This is a genomic window from Confluentibacter sediminis, assembly GCF_003258355.1.
Classification (GTDB): domain Bacteria; phylum Bacteroidota; class Bacteroidia; order Flavobacteriales; family Flavobacteriaceae; genus Confluentibacter; species Confluentibacter sediminis.
Map to the genome: position 1 here is coordinate 254,836 of NZ_QKPO01000001.1, position 17,312 is coordinate 272,147.

Consider the following 17,312-nt stretch of genomic DNA (forward strand, 5'->3'; position numbering starts at 1 on the left):
ATTAATGCTCTAAAATACAGTATTTGGAAAAACTACAACACTTTCAAAGCCGTTTTCTCCAACGGATGCGATTCCAAAAAAGTAGTTGTCAATCACAATACCATCTAAGGTGAATTCTGAAACGTCACCAACATATCTGCTATAATCCCATGTAGGCGAGGTGGTATCTCTCCAATAAATTTTATAGCCAACCGCACCATTTACTTTGTTCCATTTAAATTTTACGGAAGGTTCTACAGCACCGCCAATTGAAACACTTTTTGGAGGTGGTGGAGCAGAAGCTAAACTGGCTAAGTTGATGGCATTAACTGTGGTTAACTTTTTGGCATAATCAAAGTTAACATGTTCAATAACATCACCATATTTAATACCGTTTTCTTCTCTAATATCTTGATGTTGCTGGTTGTAATTTTCGTGTGCTTCCATGATTCGGATACCAGCATAACCTAAATCATTAAAAGGGCGGTGATGCCCGCCACGTCCAAACCTGTCTAATCTATAAACCATCATGGGGTTCATTTCGGGCATATATGTTTTTGTGGTTTTATAAATATATCTGGCTAATTGCCTAGAAATACCATCAACTTCACCACCATAAAAGCGTCTTAGTTGACGTTCACGTGCTGTCTCTGTTGGCGGAACAGGTTCAGAAAAAATTCTAAAGGTTCTATTATCAATAATACCATCTAAACCTTTAATATTTCCAATCATGTCATTATTTAAAACGCCAATAATATCCCAGTTTTGTTCTTTTGCATATTTGGCAAACCCAGCACCTCCAAAAAGTCCTTGTTCTTCTCCCGAAAGACCTAAATAGATAATACTATTTTCAAATGTATATTTTGATAAAACCCTAGCAGCCTCCATAGTGCCTGCCATTCCAGACGCATTGTCGTTCGCTCCAGGTGCGTCTTTTGTGAAATCTGAGCTATCACTATTTCTAGAGTCTATATCACCACTCATAATAATATACCTGTCTGGATATGTTGTGCCTTTCTGAATAGCAACGACATTTACTACCCAAGCATCATGCGGAACTCTATCATTTCCATTTTTAGTAACAAAATCTTTTTGGTAAAAAACCTTTAAGCAATTATCACAATTACTGGAAATAACTTCAAACTCTCCTTTTATCCAACGTCTAGCAGCTCCAATACCTCTTGTGTTCGAAATGGTATCGCTAAACGTATTTCTAGTACCAAAACGGACTAGTGTATTGATGTCTTTTTCGATCCTTTGAGAGGAAATTGTATTAATAATATTATATATTTTTTGGTTTGTTTGAGCAAAAATAATTGCTGAAAATAAGAATGAAATTAAAAAGGGAGTTTTTTTCATTTTACTTGGTGTAATTAAACTTTACAGTTTCAACTTTGCCATCATCTTGTTTCATGTCAACATATACATTCATTTCGTTTTCGCCAATTTTTTCGAAAGTCATACCTTCAAAAATCACTTTATTAGGCAATATTTCTTTTAATTTAAAATCAATAGTTTCATCTTTAGTCTCCCAACCTTTTAGGTCGTGGGCAAAATGTTTTAATTGTAAAACTAAGGTGTTTTCAACTTCACGAATAATTTCAAATTCATAAAAAACGACCTTTCCATCATCAATCAATTTAAAAGTCGCCATCATGGAACCTCCAGAAGGCTCTGTCCAGTTTTCTTCTGTTTGCCCTCCAAATGCTTCACCTTTCCAGTTCCCGACAATCCATTTGATACTATCTAGTTTTGAACTGGGAGTGATTTTCGGAACGTCAGCAACTTTTTTGTGATCCTCTCTCAACAACGGTTGTTTGTCCTTTTTGTTTTCACAATTGATAAGTGTTAAAAAACAAATAAAGGGTAGAATTCTGTTCATAGCATTTTATTTTGTTGGAATTAAAAATAGAATTGAAAGGTAGTAAATTTAGTTTTTTTAATTTATTGGTTGTGGTAAAATTGAAGTTTTTCTAATATTCTATTTAAATAGTTGATAGTTATAAATGAAAAGTAGATATGTGTTTTTATCTTTATATTTACGGAGCGCAGACTTTTGCTTATTGATTTATAGTGATACCTTTGCGCTTCTCGAAATTAATATAAAATCTTATGAAATTATTGAATGTAAGTATGGTGGTTGGTTTGAGTATGATTTTTCAAACATATGCTCAAGTATCACCATTCAAAACTAACGTGGATTTATTTAGCCCCTTGGACATCACAAATGTTCAAACACCTTATAGAACACAATCTGGTGAACCTGGGGTAAATTATTGGCAAAATGAAGCCAATTACAGTATTGAGGTAACATTGGATGACGTGGCCCACACTCTTTCTGGTCAAGTAGAAATAGATTACACAAACCACAGTCCTGATCCCTTAGGATATCTTTGGTTACAATTGGACCAAAACAAATTTAAATCAGATTCAGAAGGGACTGCCATTACGGGAGCAGTTGGGGGACGATTTGTTGGCGATGTGGATGGTGGTTATAATTTAACTTCTGTATCTATTGATGGGAGTAAAGCCAATTATATTATTTCAGATACTCGAATGCAGATAAGACTCGAAAAACCTTTGGATCCAAAAGTAGGAAAGGTGAAAATAAAAATACAATACAGCTTTAAAATTCCAGAATATGGTGCTGATCGGATGGGTCGCATGAAACAATCGCAAGGTTGGGTCTATGAAATTGCGCAATGGTACCCAAGAATGTCCGTTTATGACGATGTAAGTGGATGGAACAATCAACCATATTTGGGTTCAGGTGAGTTTTATTTGGATTATGGTGATATTGATTTTAAGATCACGGTACCTTATGACCATATTGTTGTAGGTTCTGGTGAGTTGGTAAATATAGATGAAGTGTTTCCAAAGAAAATTGCAGAACGTTATAGGAAAGCGAAAGAAAGCGAGAAAACATTCGTAATTATTGATGCTAAGGAAGTTGGAAAAACCAATGTCACCCGACCAACAAAGAAGGGCACACTTACATGGCACTATAAAATAAATCAAACACGGGATGCAGCTTGGGCCAGTTCAAAAGCGTTTATATTGGATGGTGCTCGTATTAATTTACCAAACGGTAAAAAATCTATGGCTTTATCTGCTTACACTATAGAGAGTGCAACGGATGATGGTTGGAACAAGTCTACCGAGTATGTAAAAAATTCCATCGAGAACAATTCGAAATGGTTTGACTATACGTACCCTGTGGCGACTAATGTTGCTGGAATTGTAGGAGGGATGGAATATCCCGGAATTGTTTTTTGTGAATGGAATAGTAAAAATGCAGGGCTTTGGGGCGTTACAGACCATGAGTTTGGTCATAACTGGTTTCCAATGGTTGTTGGTAGTAATGAGCGTTTATATCCTTGGATGGATGAAGGGTTCAATACGTTTATAAATCATTACAGTACTTTGGATTATGGAAAATATCCGTCGCAATTAAGCCAACCACGCCGTTTTGTAAGATATCTATCCAGTGATAACCGCGAATCTATAAGTACACCACCAGACCTGGCACAAACCTATAACTTAGGAATGACGGCCTATCGTAAGCCGGCCTTGGGCTTGTTTATGTTGAGAGAATCTATTTTAGGCCCAGATCGTTTTGATTATGCTTTTAAAAACTATATAAAAAAATGGGCATTTAAACACCCTCGTCCTATAGACTTTTTCAACGCTATGGAAAATGGGGCGGGAGAAGATTTGGATTGGTTTTGGAAATCTTGGTTCTACGGAACAGGGAATATAGACCAAGCGGTTACCAAAGTTGACTATGTGAAAGGATTACCGGAAAATGGAGCCTTGATAAGTTTAGAAAATAAAGGTGAAGTACCCATGCCTGTAAGTTTGTTGTTAACGGATGTCGGTGGTAAGACTTATTCATTTAAAGTGCCTGTAGAGGTTTGGATGCGAGGAAATTCAGTTGTTTACAAAGCAAATACAACCACTAAAATTGCTAAAGTAACTATTGACCCAGATGCGCTTTATCCTGATATTGATAGTGATAATAATGTATTGAATGTGAGTCAAGAATAGTAACAGAATTAAATAAAAATTTAAAAAAGCCAATTCATTTAATGAATTGGCTTTTTTAAACAACTAAAATTAATTTGAATTAGTCTAAAATCTTAGAAACAATATTTATTTTCTTTAATTACTTTTTGTGCAATAATGTTTCTTAACTCTATAATGTTAGGCATGTTAACATATTTTATATAACGTTTTAAGCCCATCAACATCATGCGTTGTTCATCTCCAGTAGAGAATGAAATAATGGAGTGTTTTCCGGCTGTTTCAATGACATCTATAGCATGGAATAAGTTTAATTTTGCCATGGCTATCTGCTCTTTAACTTTTTCCTCTCCTTCTTTTTTAGCTAATTTTTCAGCCCTTAATATGGCGGACTCAGCTAAATAAATTTGAATTAAAATATCAGATGCTGCCAGCATTAATTGTTGGTGTTTTTCTATGGCTTCACCATATTTCTGTAAGGCTGCACCAGCCACCATTAAAAATAATTTTTTAAGATTTTTTACGATGCTTTTCTCTTCTGAAAAAAGTTCTGTAAAATCTTGTGTTTCAAAAGAAGGAATCCCAGTTAGTTCATTAGCAACAGCCGTTGCAGGTTCCAATAAATCTACATGTCCTTTCATAGCTTTTTTAATAAGCATGCCAATGCTCAGCATTCTGTTTATTTCATTGGTACCTTCATAAATTCGTGCAATTCGAGCATCTCTCCAGGCTGATTCTATAGGTGTATCTTCTGAAAATCCCATGCCTCCAAAAATTTGGATGCCTTCATCTGTACAATTTTGCGTGAATTCTGATACAGCCACTTTTAAAATGGAACATTCAATAGCATATTCTTCCACTCCTTTCAATTCAGCTTCTTGATGCGTATCTTTTCCATTGTTTTTCCTTAACTCAATACGGTCTTCAATATTTTTTGCAGCACGATAGCTAGCAGATTCACCTACCCAGCAATTGGTTGACATTTCTGCAATTTTTTGCTGGATAGCACCAAAATTTGAAATAGGGGTATTGAATTGTACACGCTCATTTGCGTATTTTACAGATTCTGTAATCACACGGCGTTGTGCATCTAAACAAGCAGCAGCTAGTTTTATTCTACCAACATTCAATGCATTCATAGCTATTTTAAAGCCATTACCTCTAGTAGATAACATATTTTCAATTGGAACAACCGTTTCATTAAAAAACACTTGTCGGGTTGAAGAAGCACGAATACCTAATTTATGTTCTTCTTCCCCTAAAGTGATTCCGTTAGGACTATTTGCGTCATATTCCACAATAAATCCTGTGATGTTTTTATCATCTTCAATACGGGCAAAAACAATCATTAAACTACAAAAACCAGCATTCGAAATCCACATTTTCTGCCCCGTGATTTTATAGGACTTTCCATCAGCCGATAATACTGCTTTTGTTTTTCCGGAATTGGCATCACTCCCAGCACTTGGTTCTGTTAAGCAGTAAGAACCAAACCATTCGCCTGAGGCTAGCTTAGGGATATATTTTTGTTTTTGTTCTTCCGATCCATATAATAATATAGGTAAGGTACCAATGCCTGTATGGGCACCAAATGCGGTACTAAAAGATCCGGTTGCACCTGAGATATAATCACAAACTAACATCGTATCAACAAATCCCATCCCCATACCACCATATGCTTCAGGCACTGAAACGCCTAGAAATCCCATCTCGGCAGCTTTACGCATACACGATTCCGTTAAGGCATAATCTTTAGCTTCAAACCTTGGTTTGTTAGGCCAAATTTCTCTATCCACAAATTCGGTGACAGCTTCTTTCATCATTTTTTGTTCCTCCGAAAAGTCTTCTGGAATGAATATGTCATCACAATTTGTTTCTTTTATTAAGAATTGACCACCCCGTAAAATGTTTTCTTCTGTTGTTTTCATAATGTTTATTTTTTAGAAAAGAGAGAATAGAATAAAGAAAATTGACTTGTTATATATTTAGCCCATTTTGAAAACTCATTGTCATTCTTTTGAAATTTTTCTATTTTGTCTTCAAGTATTTTTAAAGTTTCATTATTAATACATTTTCTGTGATAGGCAACCAATAATTGTGTTCCAAGTTCAAAAGAAGAGCCTAAAGAAATGTCTATATAGTTATTAAATGATTTATCTGTTTTTGCAGATCCTTCTGCAATATTGCTAGGAATAGAAATAGAACACATGCTTATTTGAGAAGATAAGTCATATCGCTCGTGTTTTGGGAAATTAATTAGAATATCGGAAATGTCATTAGCAATTTCTAGAGCTAATTTCCATATTTTTAAATTCTTGTAATTATGACGTTTTCTTAAACTCACCGATATATCTCTGTATCTATTCTCTATTATCTATATTCTTTTATCTTAACTGAGGAATTCAAAAATCCCACATGCACCTTGTCCTGTTCCCACACACATGGTTACTGCACCATATTTACCTTGCATATTTTGCTTACGCATTTCGTCAAATAACTGAACAGAAAGTTTCGCTCCTGTACAGCCTAAAGGATGCCCCAATGCTATAGCACCACCATTTACATTTACAATATCGTTATTAAGATGCAACTCTCTTATAACAGCTATAGATTGCGATGCAAAGGCTTCGTTTAACTCAACCAAACTTAAATGATCTAGTTTTAGTCCAGCTTGGGTTAATGCTTTCGGAATGGCTTTTACAGGGCCAATACCCATAATTCTAGGTTCTACACCGACAGCGGCATAACTTACTAAGCGTGCAATAGGCTCTAAATTTAATTCCTTAACCATATCTTCACTCATTACCATTACAAAAGCAGCACCATCACTCATTTGTGATGAATTTCCAGCAGTCACAGTACCATTGGCAGCAAACACGGGGCGTAATTTGGCTAGAGCTTCTAAACTTGTTCCAGCCCTTGGGCCTTCGTCTTTTGTTACGGTGTATTTTTTTGTTGCTTTTTTACCGTTGTCATCAATATATGTTTCTTCAACGTCTATAGGTACAATTTGATCTTGAAAACGGTTTTCAGCTTGTGCTTTTAAAGCTTTCATATGCGAATTATAGGCGAATACATCTTGGTCTTCCCGAGATACTTTAAATTGATTGGCAACCGCTTCAGCCGTGTTTCCCATGCCCCAATAATAATCTTCATGCCCAGCTTTAATAGTATCATAATTTAATTCTGGTTTGAAACCTGTCATGGGTACGGAACTCATACTTTCTGAACCTCCTGCGATAATACAATTTGCCATGCCCGATTGAATTTTAGCCACAGCAATTCCTATGGTTTCTATGCCTGATGAACAAAAACGATTGACAGTAACACCAGGAACATCCACAGAATTTAAACCAATTAATGAAATAAAACGTGCCATGTTCAATCCTTGCGCACCTTCTGGCATGGCGTTTCCAACAATGACATCATCAATTCGTTTAACGTCAAGATTTGGTAATTCTTTCATCATGTATTGAATGGTTTCTGCACCCAATTCATCTGCTCTTTTAAAACGGAATACACCTTTTGGAGCTTTCCCCACGGCAGTTCTGTATGCTTTTACTATATATGCGGTCTTCATAGTTCTACTTTTATTTTTGAAAACAGAGAAGAGAAAATAGAATAGAGAAAAAGATTTTAAATCTATCTCTAAATATTTTTATTATAGCTCTTTTTTCTATGCTCTATGTTCTTTTTTCTAATTACGTAAAGGTTTTCCTGTTTTTAGCATGTGTTGAATACGCTCTAAAGTTTTACGTTCGGTACATAAACTTAAGAAAGCCTCTCGTTCTAAATCCAATAAATATTGTTCAGTTACCAATGTTGGTTCAGATAAATCGCCACCAGCCATAACATACGCAAGTTTGTTGGCGATTTTATGATCGTGTTCACTTATAAAATTGGAAGCTTCCATAGAATCGGTTCCTACTAAAAACATACCTAATGCTTGTTTCCCCAACACTTTAATGTCTTTTCTTTTGATGGGTTGGGTATATCCCGTTTCAGCCATTAATTTAGCATAAGATTTAGCAGTGGCTATTTGTCTGTCTTTATTAACAACAACAATATCTTTCCCCTGTTGAAGGATTCCTAAATCAAACGCTTCGTAGGCTGAAGTCGATACTTTTGCCATACCAATCGTTAGAAAATACTCTTGCAAGGTATTCAATTCGACATCTCCTTTTTTAAAAGTGTCTTGCGCTCTTAAAGTGAGTTCTTTAGAACCACCACCCCCAGGAATGACACCTACACCAAACTCCACCAAACCAATATAAGTTTCTGCAGCGGCTACCACTTTATCTGCATGCATGGATAATTCACAGCCTCCACCAAGCGTCATGCCGTGAGGCGCAGATATGGTTGGGATAGAAGAGTAACGCATACGCATCATGGTATCTTGAAAATATTTAATGGCAGCATTCAATTCATCATACTCTTGTTCTACAGCCATCATGAAAATCATACCTATATTTGCGCCAACAGAAAAATTGGCAGCTTGATTTCCTACAACCAAGCCTTGAAAATCTTTTTCGGCTAAATCAATAGCTTTATTAAGTCCTGCTAAAACATCACCACCAATGGTGTTCATTTTAGATTGGAATTCACAGTTTAAAATACCATCACCTAAATCTTCAATAACAACGCCTGAGTTTTTAAATACTTGATTAGATTTTCTAATATTGTCTAATATTATGAAGGCATCTTGCCCGGGGATTTTTTCTTGGGATTTTTTTGGAATATTATAAAAATAAGTAGCTCCTTCTTTGACAGTATAAAACGATTTGTTACCAGATAATAACATCTCGTTAACCCAAGAGGCAGGCTCTAAACCTTCGGCTTTCATTATTTCGATACCTTGTGCCACACCAATGGCATCCCATATTTGGAATGGGCCATGTTCCCAACCAAACCCCGCTTTCATGGCATCGTCAATCTTATATAATTCGTCTGATATCTCAGGAATTCTATGGGATACATAGGCAAACAGTGCAGCAAAGGTTTTTCTATAAAAATCACCTGCTTTATCTTTCCCGGATATTAAAATTTCAAAACGATTAATAACCTTATCAATGGTTTTTGTCAATTCTAAAGTGGCAAATTTTGCTGATTTTTTATCTCGATATTGTAAGGTGTCTAAATCCAGTGTTTTAATATCTGAACCTTCTTTCTTATAAAATCCTTGTCCAGTTTTACTTCCTAACCATTTATTTTCCATCATAGTATTGATGAAATCTGGAAGTTTAAAAAGTTCATGGGCTTCATCATTTGGGCAATTTTCATAAATACCATTAGCCACATGAACTAGAGTGTCTAATCCAACAACGTCAACGGTTCTGAAGGTCGCTGATTTTGGCCTACCGATAACAGAACCTGTTAATTTATCTATATCTTCAACCGTTAAATTCAAATCTTTTACCGCATGAAATAAACTCATGATGCTGAAAATACCAATTCTGTTTCCAATAAAAGCAGGTGTGTCTTTAGCAACAACTGAAGTTTTTCCCAAAAATTGCTCTCCATAATTATTCAGGAAATTTAAAACTTCTGTTGAAGTTTTTGGACCAGGAATGATTTCAAATAACTTCAAATAACGGGCTGGATTGAAAAAGTGAGTACCACAAAAATGCTTTTGAAAATCGTCACTTCTACCTTCACTCATGAAATGAATTGGTATGCCTGATGTATTGGATGTGATTAGAGTCCCCGGCTTTCTATAGTTGTCAAGGTTTTCAAAAACTTTCTTTTTAATATCTAAACGTTCTACGACTACCTCAATAATCCAATCGGCATCGGCAACTTTAGAGATATCATCTTCAAGATTACCTGTTGTTATTCTACTTGCGAATTTTGGATGGTAAATAGGTGAGGGTTTCGATTTTAAGGCATTTGCCAGAGATTCATTTACTAAACGATTTCTAACAACTTTATTTTCTAAAGTTAAGCCTTTTGCCTTTTCGGCATCATTAACCTCTCTAGGGATAATATCTAATAGTAAAACATTTACACCAATATTTGCGAAATGGCAGGCTATACCACTTCCCATAATACCGGATCCTATAACCGCAATCTTATTTATTATCCTTTTACTCATTTTATTTATACTTATTGATTGTATATCTTTTTATTTGAAACCATATGATTGATTAATTCTGAAACTTCATAGAAATTATTTAATTTTTCTTCAGAAATATTGTTTTTAATGGCCTCGTTAAAGGCGAGCACTTTTTCTCTAGAATAAGCTCTTTTTTCTCTACCAAAATCCGTTAAGGTAATTATGACACCTCTGCCATCTTCTGGATTTGGATGTCTTTCAATGAGTCCTTTTTCATCCATAGTTTTTAATATTCTAGATAAACTGGTGGCTTCCATGCCCATTTTAGGCCCTAACGCAGTTGAAGGTGTTCCTTTTTCTGGATCTATACTCAATAGGGTAAACCCTGTTGCCATAGTAGTACCAAATTTTGAGGCTTCTTCATTATACATTTTTTGAACAGTTAACCATGTGGTTCTTAATACATAATCGATTGTCTTGTCCTTCATCTGTTTATTTCCTGTTTTTGTATATCAGATGTAATGCCTTTAATGCTAGTTTAGTTATTTTGAACATTAATTAATAGATGTGTTGGTTATTCCAAATATACAAAAATATATTATGCATGCATAATATATTTGTAAAATTTAATTTTTGCTTGTGAAATTAGGATGGTTAGTCTACAAATTTAAGATCTGTAAATTTTATCCAAAAGACTGGTATACTTTTCTTTAATGACTTTTCGTTTCATTTTCATGGTTGGGGTTAAATGACCAGCTTCTACAGACCAAGTATCTGGAGTTAATTCAAATTTTTTAATTTGTTCCCAGTTACCAAAGTGTTTATTGGCGATATCAATTTCGTCTTGTATGCGTTGCAATAATTTTGGATTCGTAATGATATCATTAGTATCTTTAAATGATATTTTATGACGTCTTGCCCATTCCTTAACAAATTCGAAATTTACCTGTATTAATGCAGCAGGCATTTTTTCACCCTCTCCGACAACCATGATTTGCTCTATGAAATGTGATTGTTTAAATCGGTTTTCAATAAGGGTAGGAGCAATATATTTTCCTCCCGAAGTTTTAAACATTTCTTTTTTACGATCGGTAATTTTTAAAAACCCATCAGCATCAATTTCTCCAATATCTCCTGTATGAAAATATTTGCCAGTCATTACTTCGGCAGTTTTTTCGGGTTCTTTGTAATATCCAAGCATAACATTTGGACCTTTTACAAGGATTTCACCATCTTCGGCAATTTTAACATCTACATTATCAATAATCTTACCAACAGTTCCTATTCTAAAACCACCATCCCTCATGTCATTAACAGCTATAACAGGTGAAGTTTCAGTTAATCCGTAGCCTTCCATAATAGGCAGCTTAGCTGCAGCAAATACCCTTGTTAATCTTGGTTGTAAGGCCGCACTTCCCGAAACCATAAGTTCGAGTTTACCACCAAGAGCTGCTTGCCATTTTTTAAAAATTAAGGCTCTAGCTATTTTTAATTGTAGTTCGTACCAAAATCCATTTTTCCCATAGGGTTTGTACTTTAAGCCTAAATTAAGTGCCCAAAAAAACAGCATTTTTTTTATGCCTTTTTGTTCGTTGCCTGTAGCTACAATTTTATCGTATACTTTTTCAAAAAGTCTGGGAACGCCAGTCATTACCGTAGGTTGTACTTCTTTTACATTATCTACCATTTTATCAATGGATTCTGCAAAATAAATCTCTACGCCACAATATTGATATACATAAAGAATCATTCGCTCAAAAACATGACAAATAGGAAGGAAACTCAAGGCTTTAGATTTTCCATAATCAAACGGCACACGTTTTTCACTATCCAATACATTGGAAACTAAATTGTTATGGGATAACATGACGCCTTTAGGTTTTCCAGTAGTGCCCGATGTGTAAATTAATGTTGCTAAATCATCAGGAGATACATTGTTTTTTCTTAATTCAACCTCATTTTGGTTACTAGTATCTTCACCTAGTTTTAAAATATCGGTCCAGTGGTTTTCATTTTCAATGGTATCAAAAGTGTAAATATTTTTAAGTTTTGTGTTTTTCTTGATGACATTTAACTTTTGTAAAACTTCCTCATCCGAAACAAAACAATATATGGCTTCAGAATGATTTAAAATATATTCATAATCTTCGGGAGAAATTGTAGGGTATATGGGGACATTTTGAGCACCTATTTGAAGGATACCAATATCTAAAACATTCCATTCTGTTCTATTTGAAGATGAAATGACGGCAATTTTATCATTAGCTTTTATCCCTAAACGCAACAAACCTCTGCTAATGGCATTGGCTTGATTTATATACTCTTGTGTAGATAGAGACTGCCATTCACCATTATACTTTGTGTTGAAAGCTTTTTCCAAATTATAAGTTTTTAATTGATAATAAGGAAAATCAAAAATTCTATTAATTTCTGCCATTTAGTATGAGATCTAAGTTCTTGTTATGCAAAGTATGAAATTAAATAAGATTTTCAAATATTGAACAAAAAAAGGAGTCTTTTATAAAAACTCCTTTAATATTTTATGAATTTAATAAAAGGTTACTGTTTTTCAATCCACAATCTGGCATTAACAAACGCTTCCAACCAAGGAGTCACGTCATCTTTTCGCCCTTCAGGATAATTGGCCCAGTTCCATTGAAAGGTTGAACGCTCAATATGTGGCATCGTTACTAAATGTCTACCGGTTTTATCGCACATCATGGCTGTGTTGAAATCTGAACCATTCGGATTATGTGGATAGTTCACATATCCATATTTAGCGACAATATGATATTGATCTTCTGAATACGGCAACTTAAATTTACCTTCACCATGAGAAATCCAAACTCCTAACGTTGAGCCTGCTAACGAGGAAAGCATCACCGAGTTATTCTCTTGTATTTTTACAGAAGTGAAGGCACTTTCGTGTTTGTGCGAATCGTTATGAAGCATTTTTCCGTGAATCTCGTGTTCTGGATTGATGAGGTCTAATTCCATCCATAACTGACAGCCATTGCAAATGCCAACAGACAATGTATCTTCTCTTTTAAAGAAGTTCTCAATAACTTCTTTTGCTTTTGCATTGTATTTAATGGCACCTGCCCAACCTTTAGCCGAGCCTAAAACATCAGAATTTGAAAAACCTCCAACAGCTCCTAAAAACTGAATATCCTCTAAGGTTTCACGACCTGAAATTAAATCGGTCATGTGCACATCTTTCACATCAAAACCAGCTAAGTACATGGCGTTTGCCATTTCGCGTTCGCTGTTACTTCCTTTTTCTCTAAGAATAGCTGCTTTTGGTCGCGCTCCCCTTTCCTTTGGAGAGGGGTTTGGGGTGAGGCCTGTGAAATGTTTTGGAAATACATATTGAAGAGCCTGATTTTTATAATTATCAAATCTAACTTGTGCTAAGTCATTAGCCGTTTGTTTTTGGTCTAAAAGGAAAGAGGTTTTATACCAAGTATCGCGTAAATTTGAAATATTTAAATGGAACGTATCATCATGATTGACAATATTTAAAATGTTACTTTCAGTCGTTTTTCCTATGTTGAAAAAGGCTATGTTAGCCTCAGATAAAACAGATTCAATAGAGGTGTTTTTAGACTGAATGACGATGCCGGCATTTTCAGAGAATAATAATTTAAGTGAATCTTTTTCAGATAGCGTCGATAAATCTAATTCAGCTCCCAGGTTATTATCAGCAAAACATAGTTCTAGCAAGGTCGTAATCAATCCCCCGGAAGCGACATCATGTCCCGCAACAATTTGATTGTCTTTTATTAGTTTTTGGATGGTGTTGAAAACAGTTTTAACATACTCAGCACTTTTTACAGTTGGGGCATCATTACCAATTTTATTTAAAACTTGAGCAAATGAACTACCGCCAAGTTTAAAATTGTCTTGTGATAAATTGATATAATAAATATTACCAGCGTTTCTCTTTAATACAGGTTCAATGACTTTGGTAATATCATTACAGTTTCCTGCAGCAGAAATAATAACCGTTCCAGGTGCAAGAACCTCACCATCAGGATATTTTTGCTTCATTGATAATGAATCCTTTCCTGTTGGTACATTGATACCTAAACCAATAGCAAACTCTGAAACCGCTTCAACTGCTTCATATAAACGTGCATCTTCACCTTCATTCTTACATGGCCACATCCAGTTTGCGGATAAGGAAACCGATTTCAATCCATCTTTCAAAGGAGCCCAAATGATATTGGTCAACGCTTCTGTGATGGCATTTCTGCTTCCAGCCACAGGATTGATTAATCCAGAAATAGGCGAGTGCCCAATCGATGAGGCAATTCCTTCTTTTCCTTTATAATCCAGAGCCATAACACCTACATTATTTAAAGGTAATTGTAAAGGACCAACACATTGTTGTTTGGCTACTTTTCCACCAACACAACGGTCTACTTTATTGGTTAACCAATCTTTACAAGCCACAGCTTCTAGCTGTAAAACTTGTTCTAAATACTCATGGAATGTATCTAAATTATATGCGATGTCACTATAATTTCTTTCAACGGTTTTATCAGTCATGACAGTTTTTGGGGAACTACCAAACATATCTTCCATCGCTAAATCCATCGGTTTATGACCATTGGTTTTAGATTCAAATGTAAAACGATCATCACCAGTCACATCACCAACAGTATACATAGGCGAACGTTCTCTATCTGCAATGCGTTGCAAGATATCAATATGATCTTTGTCAATCACCAAGCCCATACGTTCTTGCGATTCGTTACCTATGATTTCTTTATCGGAAAGTGTTGGGTCTCCCACAGGAAGTGCATCTAAATCAATATTTCCACCAGTATCTTCAACCAATTCAGAAAGACAATTTAAGTGTCCACCAGCACCATGGTCGTGGATGGAAACAATATAATTATCATCACTTTCCACCATACCACGAACAGCATTGGCCGCACGTTTTTGCATTTCTGGATTGGAACGTTGTACCGCATTTAATTCGATTCCTGAAGCAAAGGCACCAGTATCTGCACTAGAAACGGCAGCACCACCCATACCAATTCGGTAGTTTTCACCACCAAGAATCACTATTTTGTCACCCGTTTGGGGTTTATCTTTTAATGCTTGATCTTTTTTTCCATAACCAATACCGCCAGCTTGCATGATGACCTTATCGAAACCAAGTTTTCTAGCGTCCTCTTCATGTTCGAAAGTTAAAACAGATCCGCAGATTAATGGTTGTCCGAATTTGTTTCCAAAGTCCGATGCTCCATTACTAGCTTTTATTAAAATATCCATTGGGGTTTGATACAGCCATTTGCGTTCAGTAAAAGCTTTTTCCCAAGGTCTGTTTTCTTCTAATCTCGAATATGATGTCATGTAAACAGCCGTTCCCGCAAGAGGTAACGAACCTTTTCCACCAGCTAATCTATCACGAATTTCACCGCCTGCACCAGTTGCAGCACCATTGAAAGGTTCTACTGTCGTGGGGAAATTGTGTGTTTCTGCTTTCAATGAGATAACAGATTCAAAATCTTTAGTTTGGTAATAATCAGGTTTATCGGCAGTTTTTGGCGCAAATTGTTCCACTTTCGGACCTTCAATAAACGCCACATTATCTTTATATGCTGAAACAATGGTGTTTGGATGTGTTTCAGATGTCTTTCGGATTAATTTGAAAAGTGATGTTGATTTTTCAACCCCATCAATGACAAAAGTTCCGTTGAAAATTTTATGGCGACAGTGTTCACTGTTAACTTGTGAAAATCCGAAGACTTCAGAATCTGTTAGCGGACGCCCAATTTTTTTTGAAACACCTTCCAAATAACTCACTTCTTCGTCACTTAATGACAAGCCTTCTTTTTGGTTATAGGCTGAAATATCTTCAATATTAAGGATTGGCTCAGGTTTAATATCTATAGTAAAAGAATCTTGGTTTAACCCTTTGAATTTCTCTGAAATCATCGGGTCAAAATCTTTGAAATCTTGAGAAACTGCTTGAAATTCTTCAATGCGAATGATGTCTGAAATCCCCATATTCTGAGTGATTTCAACAGCATTGGTACTCCAAGGTGTTATCATGGCGGCTCTTGGACCAACAAAAAAAGCATCGAGAGATGCTTGTTCTATTTTAGGCTGGTTGCCAAATAACCACACTAATTTCGTTATGGTTTCGGTTGATAATTCTTTTGTTGTTTGAACAGCAAATAGTTTGCTGGTTACGTTTCCAAAGAAATGAATCATTATATGTTGGTTTGTGTTGCGTTTAACAAAGTGCAAATTTACTTTTTTTAAGTTTATTTTGGTGTAAATATGCAGTTGAAAATTTAGAGTTATTCACGTTGTTATTAACCTTTGAAAATTTGCAAGATTTACTAGTAGGCTAGAATCCAGTAATTATTTTAGATGGTTTTATAAACTGGTCCTTTTTTGTAAATATTAAAATTAGCCCAACTATAATGAAAGGAATACTCAAAATTTGTCCCATATTTATTGCCATTCCGTTTTCAAATCCGACTTGATTTTCTTTAAAAAATTCAATTATAAATCTTGCTGAAAATAGCAAAACCAAAAATACACCTAAAATTAATCCGTTTGGTTTTTCTTTTATTCCTTTCTTGTAAATTAAGATTAATATTCCGAATATTAGAATATAAGAAAAGGCTTCGTATAGTTGAGAAGGATGTCTTGGTATTAGGTCATCTTTTTGAAAAATGACACCCCAATTTCCATCAGTTGGTTTTCCATAAATTTCAGAGTTCATAAAATTCCCTAATCGAATAAAGGCTGCTGCTATTGGTGCAACAATTGCAATTCTATCTAAAACCCACAAAAAATTTGTTTTATTTTTTTTGCAATAAATTCCAATTGCAATTAAAACACCAATAGTTCCACCGTGACTTGCCAATCCCATAAATCCTATAAATTTGTATGAATCTCCAATTTTTTTAATCGGTAGTAAAATTTCCATTGGATTTTGAAAATAATAGGCGGGGTCATAAAACAAACAATGTCCGAGTCTTGCTCCTAAAATTGTTCCAATAACGATGTAAATAAATAGCTTTTCTAAGTTTTCAATCGGAATATTTTCTTTTATATAAATGCGTTTCTCAACATAATTTGCTAAAAGAAGACCAGTTATAAATAATAAGCCATAATATTTTAAAGGAAAACTATCAGTTATCCAATAAATTACGGGGTCGAGATTCCAATTTATAATTCCCTCATTCATTCTATATCATGATTTTGTAACGTGTATAAAACTTAAATAAGT

11 protein-coding genes are annotated in these 17,312 nt (G+C 35.0%); 1 reads left to right on the plus strand and 10 read right to left on the minus strand.

Going from position 1 to position 17,312, the window contains the following annotated elements; genetic code table 11:
- Positions 1–9 precede the first annotated feature (9 nt).
- Together DKT72_RS01260 and DKT72_RS01265 are read right to left on the minus strand one after the other, a co-directional pair.
- Positions 10–1,338, minus strand: a complete 1,329-nt coding sequence (locus DKT72_RS01260; RefSeq protein ID WP_111306900.1) for a M28 family peptidase — start codon at positions 1,336–1,338, stop codon at positions 10–12.
- A 1-nt stretch (position 1,339) separates the two neighbouring features.
- A complete protein-coding gene (locus tag DKT72_RS01265) occupies positions 1,340–1,861 on the minus strand; it encodes a DUF6265 family protein (protein WP_111306901.1) in 522 nt (173 codons plus the stop codon).
- A gap of 230 nt (positions 1,862–2,091) precedes the next feature.
- Between DKT72_RS01265 and DKT72_RS01270 the strand changes: the two genes are divergently transcribed.
- Positions 2,092–4,026: a M1 family metallopeptidase gene (locus tag DKT72_RS01270; RefSeq protein ID WP_111306902.1), complete on the plus strand. Its 1,935-nt coding sequence runs from the start codon at positions 2,092–2,094 to the stop codon at positions 4,024–4,026.
- 92 nt (positions 4,027–4,118) lie between these two features.
- Here the strand turns inward: DKT72_RS01270 and DKT72_RS01275 are convergent, their stop codons facing one another.
- The 8 genes from DKT72_RS01275 to lgt all read right to left on the minus strand — a co-directional run bounded on the left by DKT72_RS01275 (position 4,119) and on the right by lgt (position 17,270).
- The gene (locus DKT72_RS01275; protein ID WP_220628058.1) at positions 4,119–5,930 is read right to left on the minus strand and encodes an acyl-CoA dehydrogenase FadE; all 1,812 of its coding nucleotides are present in this window, start codon (positions 5,928–5,930) and stop codon (positions 4,119–4,121) included.
- 5 nt (positions 5,931–5,935) lie between these two features.
- Complete coding sequence (locus tag DKT72_RS01280; RefSeq protein WP_111306904.1) at positions 5,936–6,346, minus strand: four helix bundle protein; 411 nt, start codon at positions 6,344–6,346, stop codon at positions 5,936–5,938.
- 45 nt (positions 6,347–6,391) lie between these two features.
- Positions 6,392–7,582, minus strand: a complete 1,191-nt coding sequence (locus tag DKT72_RS01285; protein ID WP_111306905.1) for an acetyl-CoA C-acyltransferase — start codon at positions 7,580–7,582, stop codon at positions 6,392–6,394.
- 117 nt (positions 7,583–7,699) lie between these two features.
- Positions 7,700–10,093, minus strand: coding sequence for a 3-hydroxyacyl-CoA dehydrogenase/enoyl-CoA hydratase family protein (locus tag DKT72_RS01290; RefSeq protein WP_111306906.1), 2,394 nt, complete (start codon positions 10,091–10,093; stop codon positions 7,700–7,702).
- A gap of 11 nt (positions 10,094–10,104) precedes the next feature.
- Positions 10,105–10,542, minus strand: coding sequence for a MarR family winged helix-turn-helix transcriptional regulator (locus tag DKT72_RS01295; protein WP_111306907.1), 438 nt, complete (start codon positions 10,540–10,542; stop codon positions 10,105–10,107).
- Between the two features lie 179 nt (positions 10,543–10,721).
- Positions 10,722–12,491 carry an AMP-dependent synthetase/ligase gene (locus DKT72_RS01300; RefSeq protein WP_111306908.1) on the minus strand — a complete coding sequence of 590 codons (1,770 nt, stop codon included), beginning with the start codon at positions 12,489–12,491 and terminating at the stop codon, positions 10,722–10,724.
- Positions 12,492–12,613: 122 nt separating this feature from the next.
- On the minus strand, positions 12,614–16,282 hold the full coding sequence (gene purL / locus DKT72_RS01305) for a phosphoribosylformylglycinamidine synthase (protein ID WP_235841576.1): 3,669 nt from the start codon (positions 16,280–16,282) through the stop codon (positions 12,614–12,616).
- Between the two features lie 139 nt (positions 16,283–16,421).
- Positions 16,422–17,270 carry a prolipoprotein diacylglyceryl transferase gene (gene lgt, locus DKT72_RS01310; protein WP_111306910.1) on the minus strand — a complete coding sequence of 283 codons (849 nt, stop codon included), beginning with the start codon at positions 17,268–17,270 and terminating at the stop codon, positions 16,422–16,424.
- Positions 17,271–17,312 lie beyond the last annotated feature (42 nt).

Excerpts from the sequence above, each read along its gene's own strand:
- DKT72_RS01260 (WP_111306900.1), bottom strand. The coding sequence starts at position 1,338 with ATGAAAAAAACTCCCTTTTTAATTTCATTCTTATTTTCAGCAATTATT.
- DKT72_RS01265 (WP_111306901.1), bottom strand. The coding sequence starts at position 1,861 with ATGAACAGAATTCTACCCTTTATTTGTTTTTTAACACTTATCAATTGT.
- DKT72_RS01300 (WP_111306908.1), bottom strand. The coding sequence starts at position 12,491 with ATGGCAGAAATTAATAGAATTTTTGATTTTCCTTATTATCAATTAAAA.
- DKT72_RS01285 (WP_111306905.1), bottom strand. The coding sequence starts at position 7,582 with ATGAAGACCGCATATATAGTAAAAGCATACAGAACTGCCGTGGGGAAA.
- DKT72_RS01295 (WP_111306907.1), bottom strand. The coding sequence starts at position 10,542 with ATGAAGGACAAGACAATCGATTATGTATTAAGAACCACATGGTTAACT.
- DKT72_RS01270 (WP_111306902.1), top strand. The coding sequence starts at position 2,092 with ATGAAATTATTGAATGTAAGTATGGTGGTTGGTTTGAGTATGATTTTT.
- DKT72_RS01290 (WP_111306906.1), bottom strand. The coding sequence starts at position 10,093 with ATGAGTAAAAGGATAATAAATAAGATTGCGGTTATAGGATCCGGTATT.
- DKT72_RS01275 (WP_220628058.1), bottom strand. The coding sequence starts at position 5,930 with ATGAAAACAACAGAAGAAAACATTTTACGGGGTGGTCAATTCTTAATA.
- purL (WP_235841576.1), bottom strand. The coding sequence starts at position 16,282 with ATGATTCATTTCTTTGGAAACGTAACCAGCAAACTATTTGCTGTTCAA.
- lgt (WP_111306910.1), bottom strand. The coding sequence starts at position 17,270 with ATGAATGAGGGAATTATAAATTGGAATCTCGACCCCGTAATTTATTGG.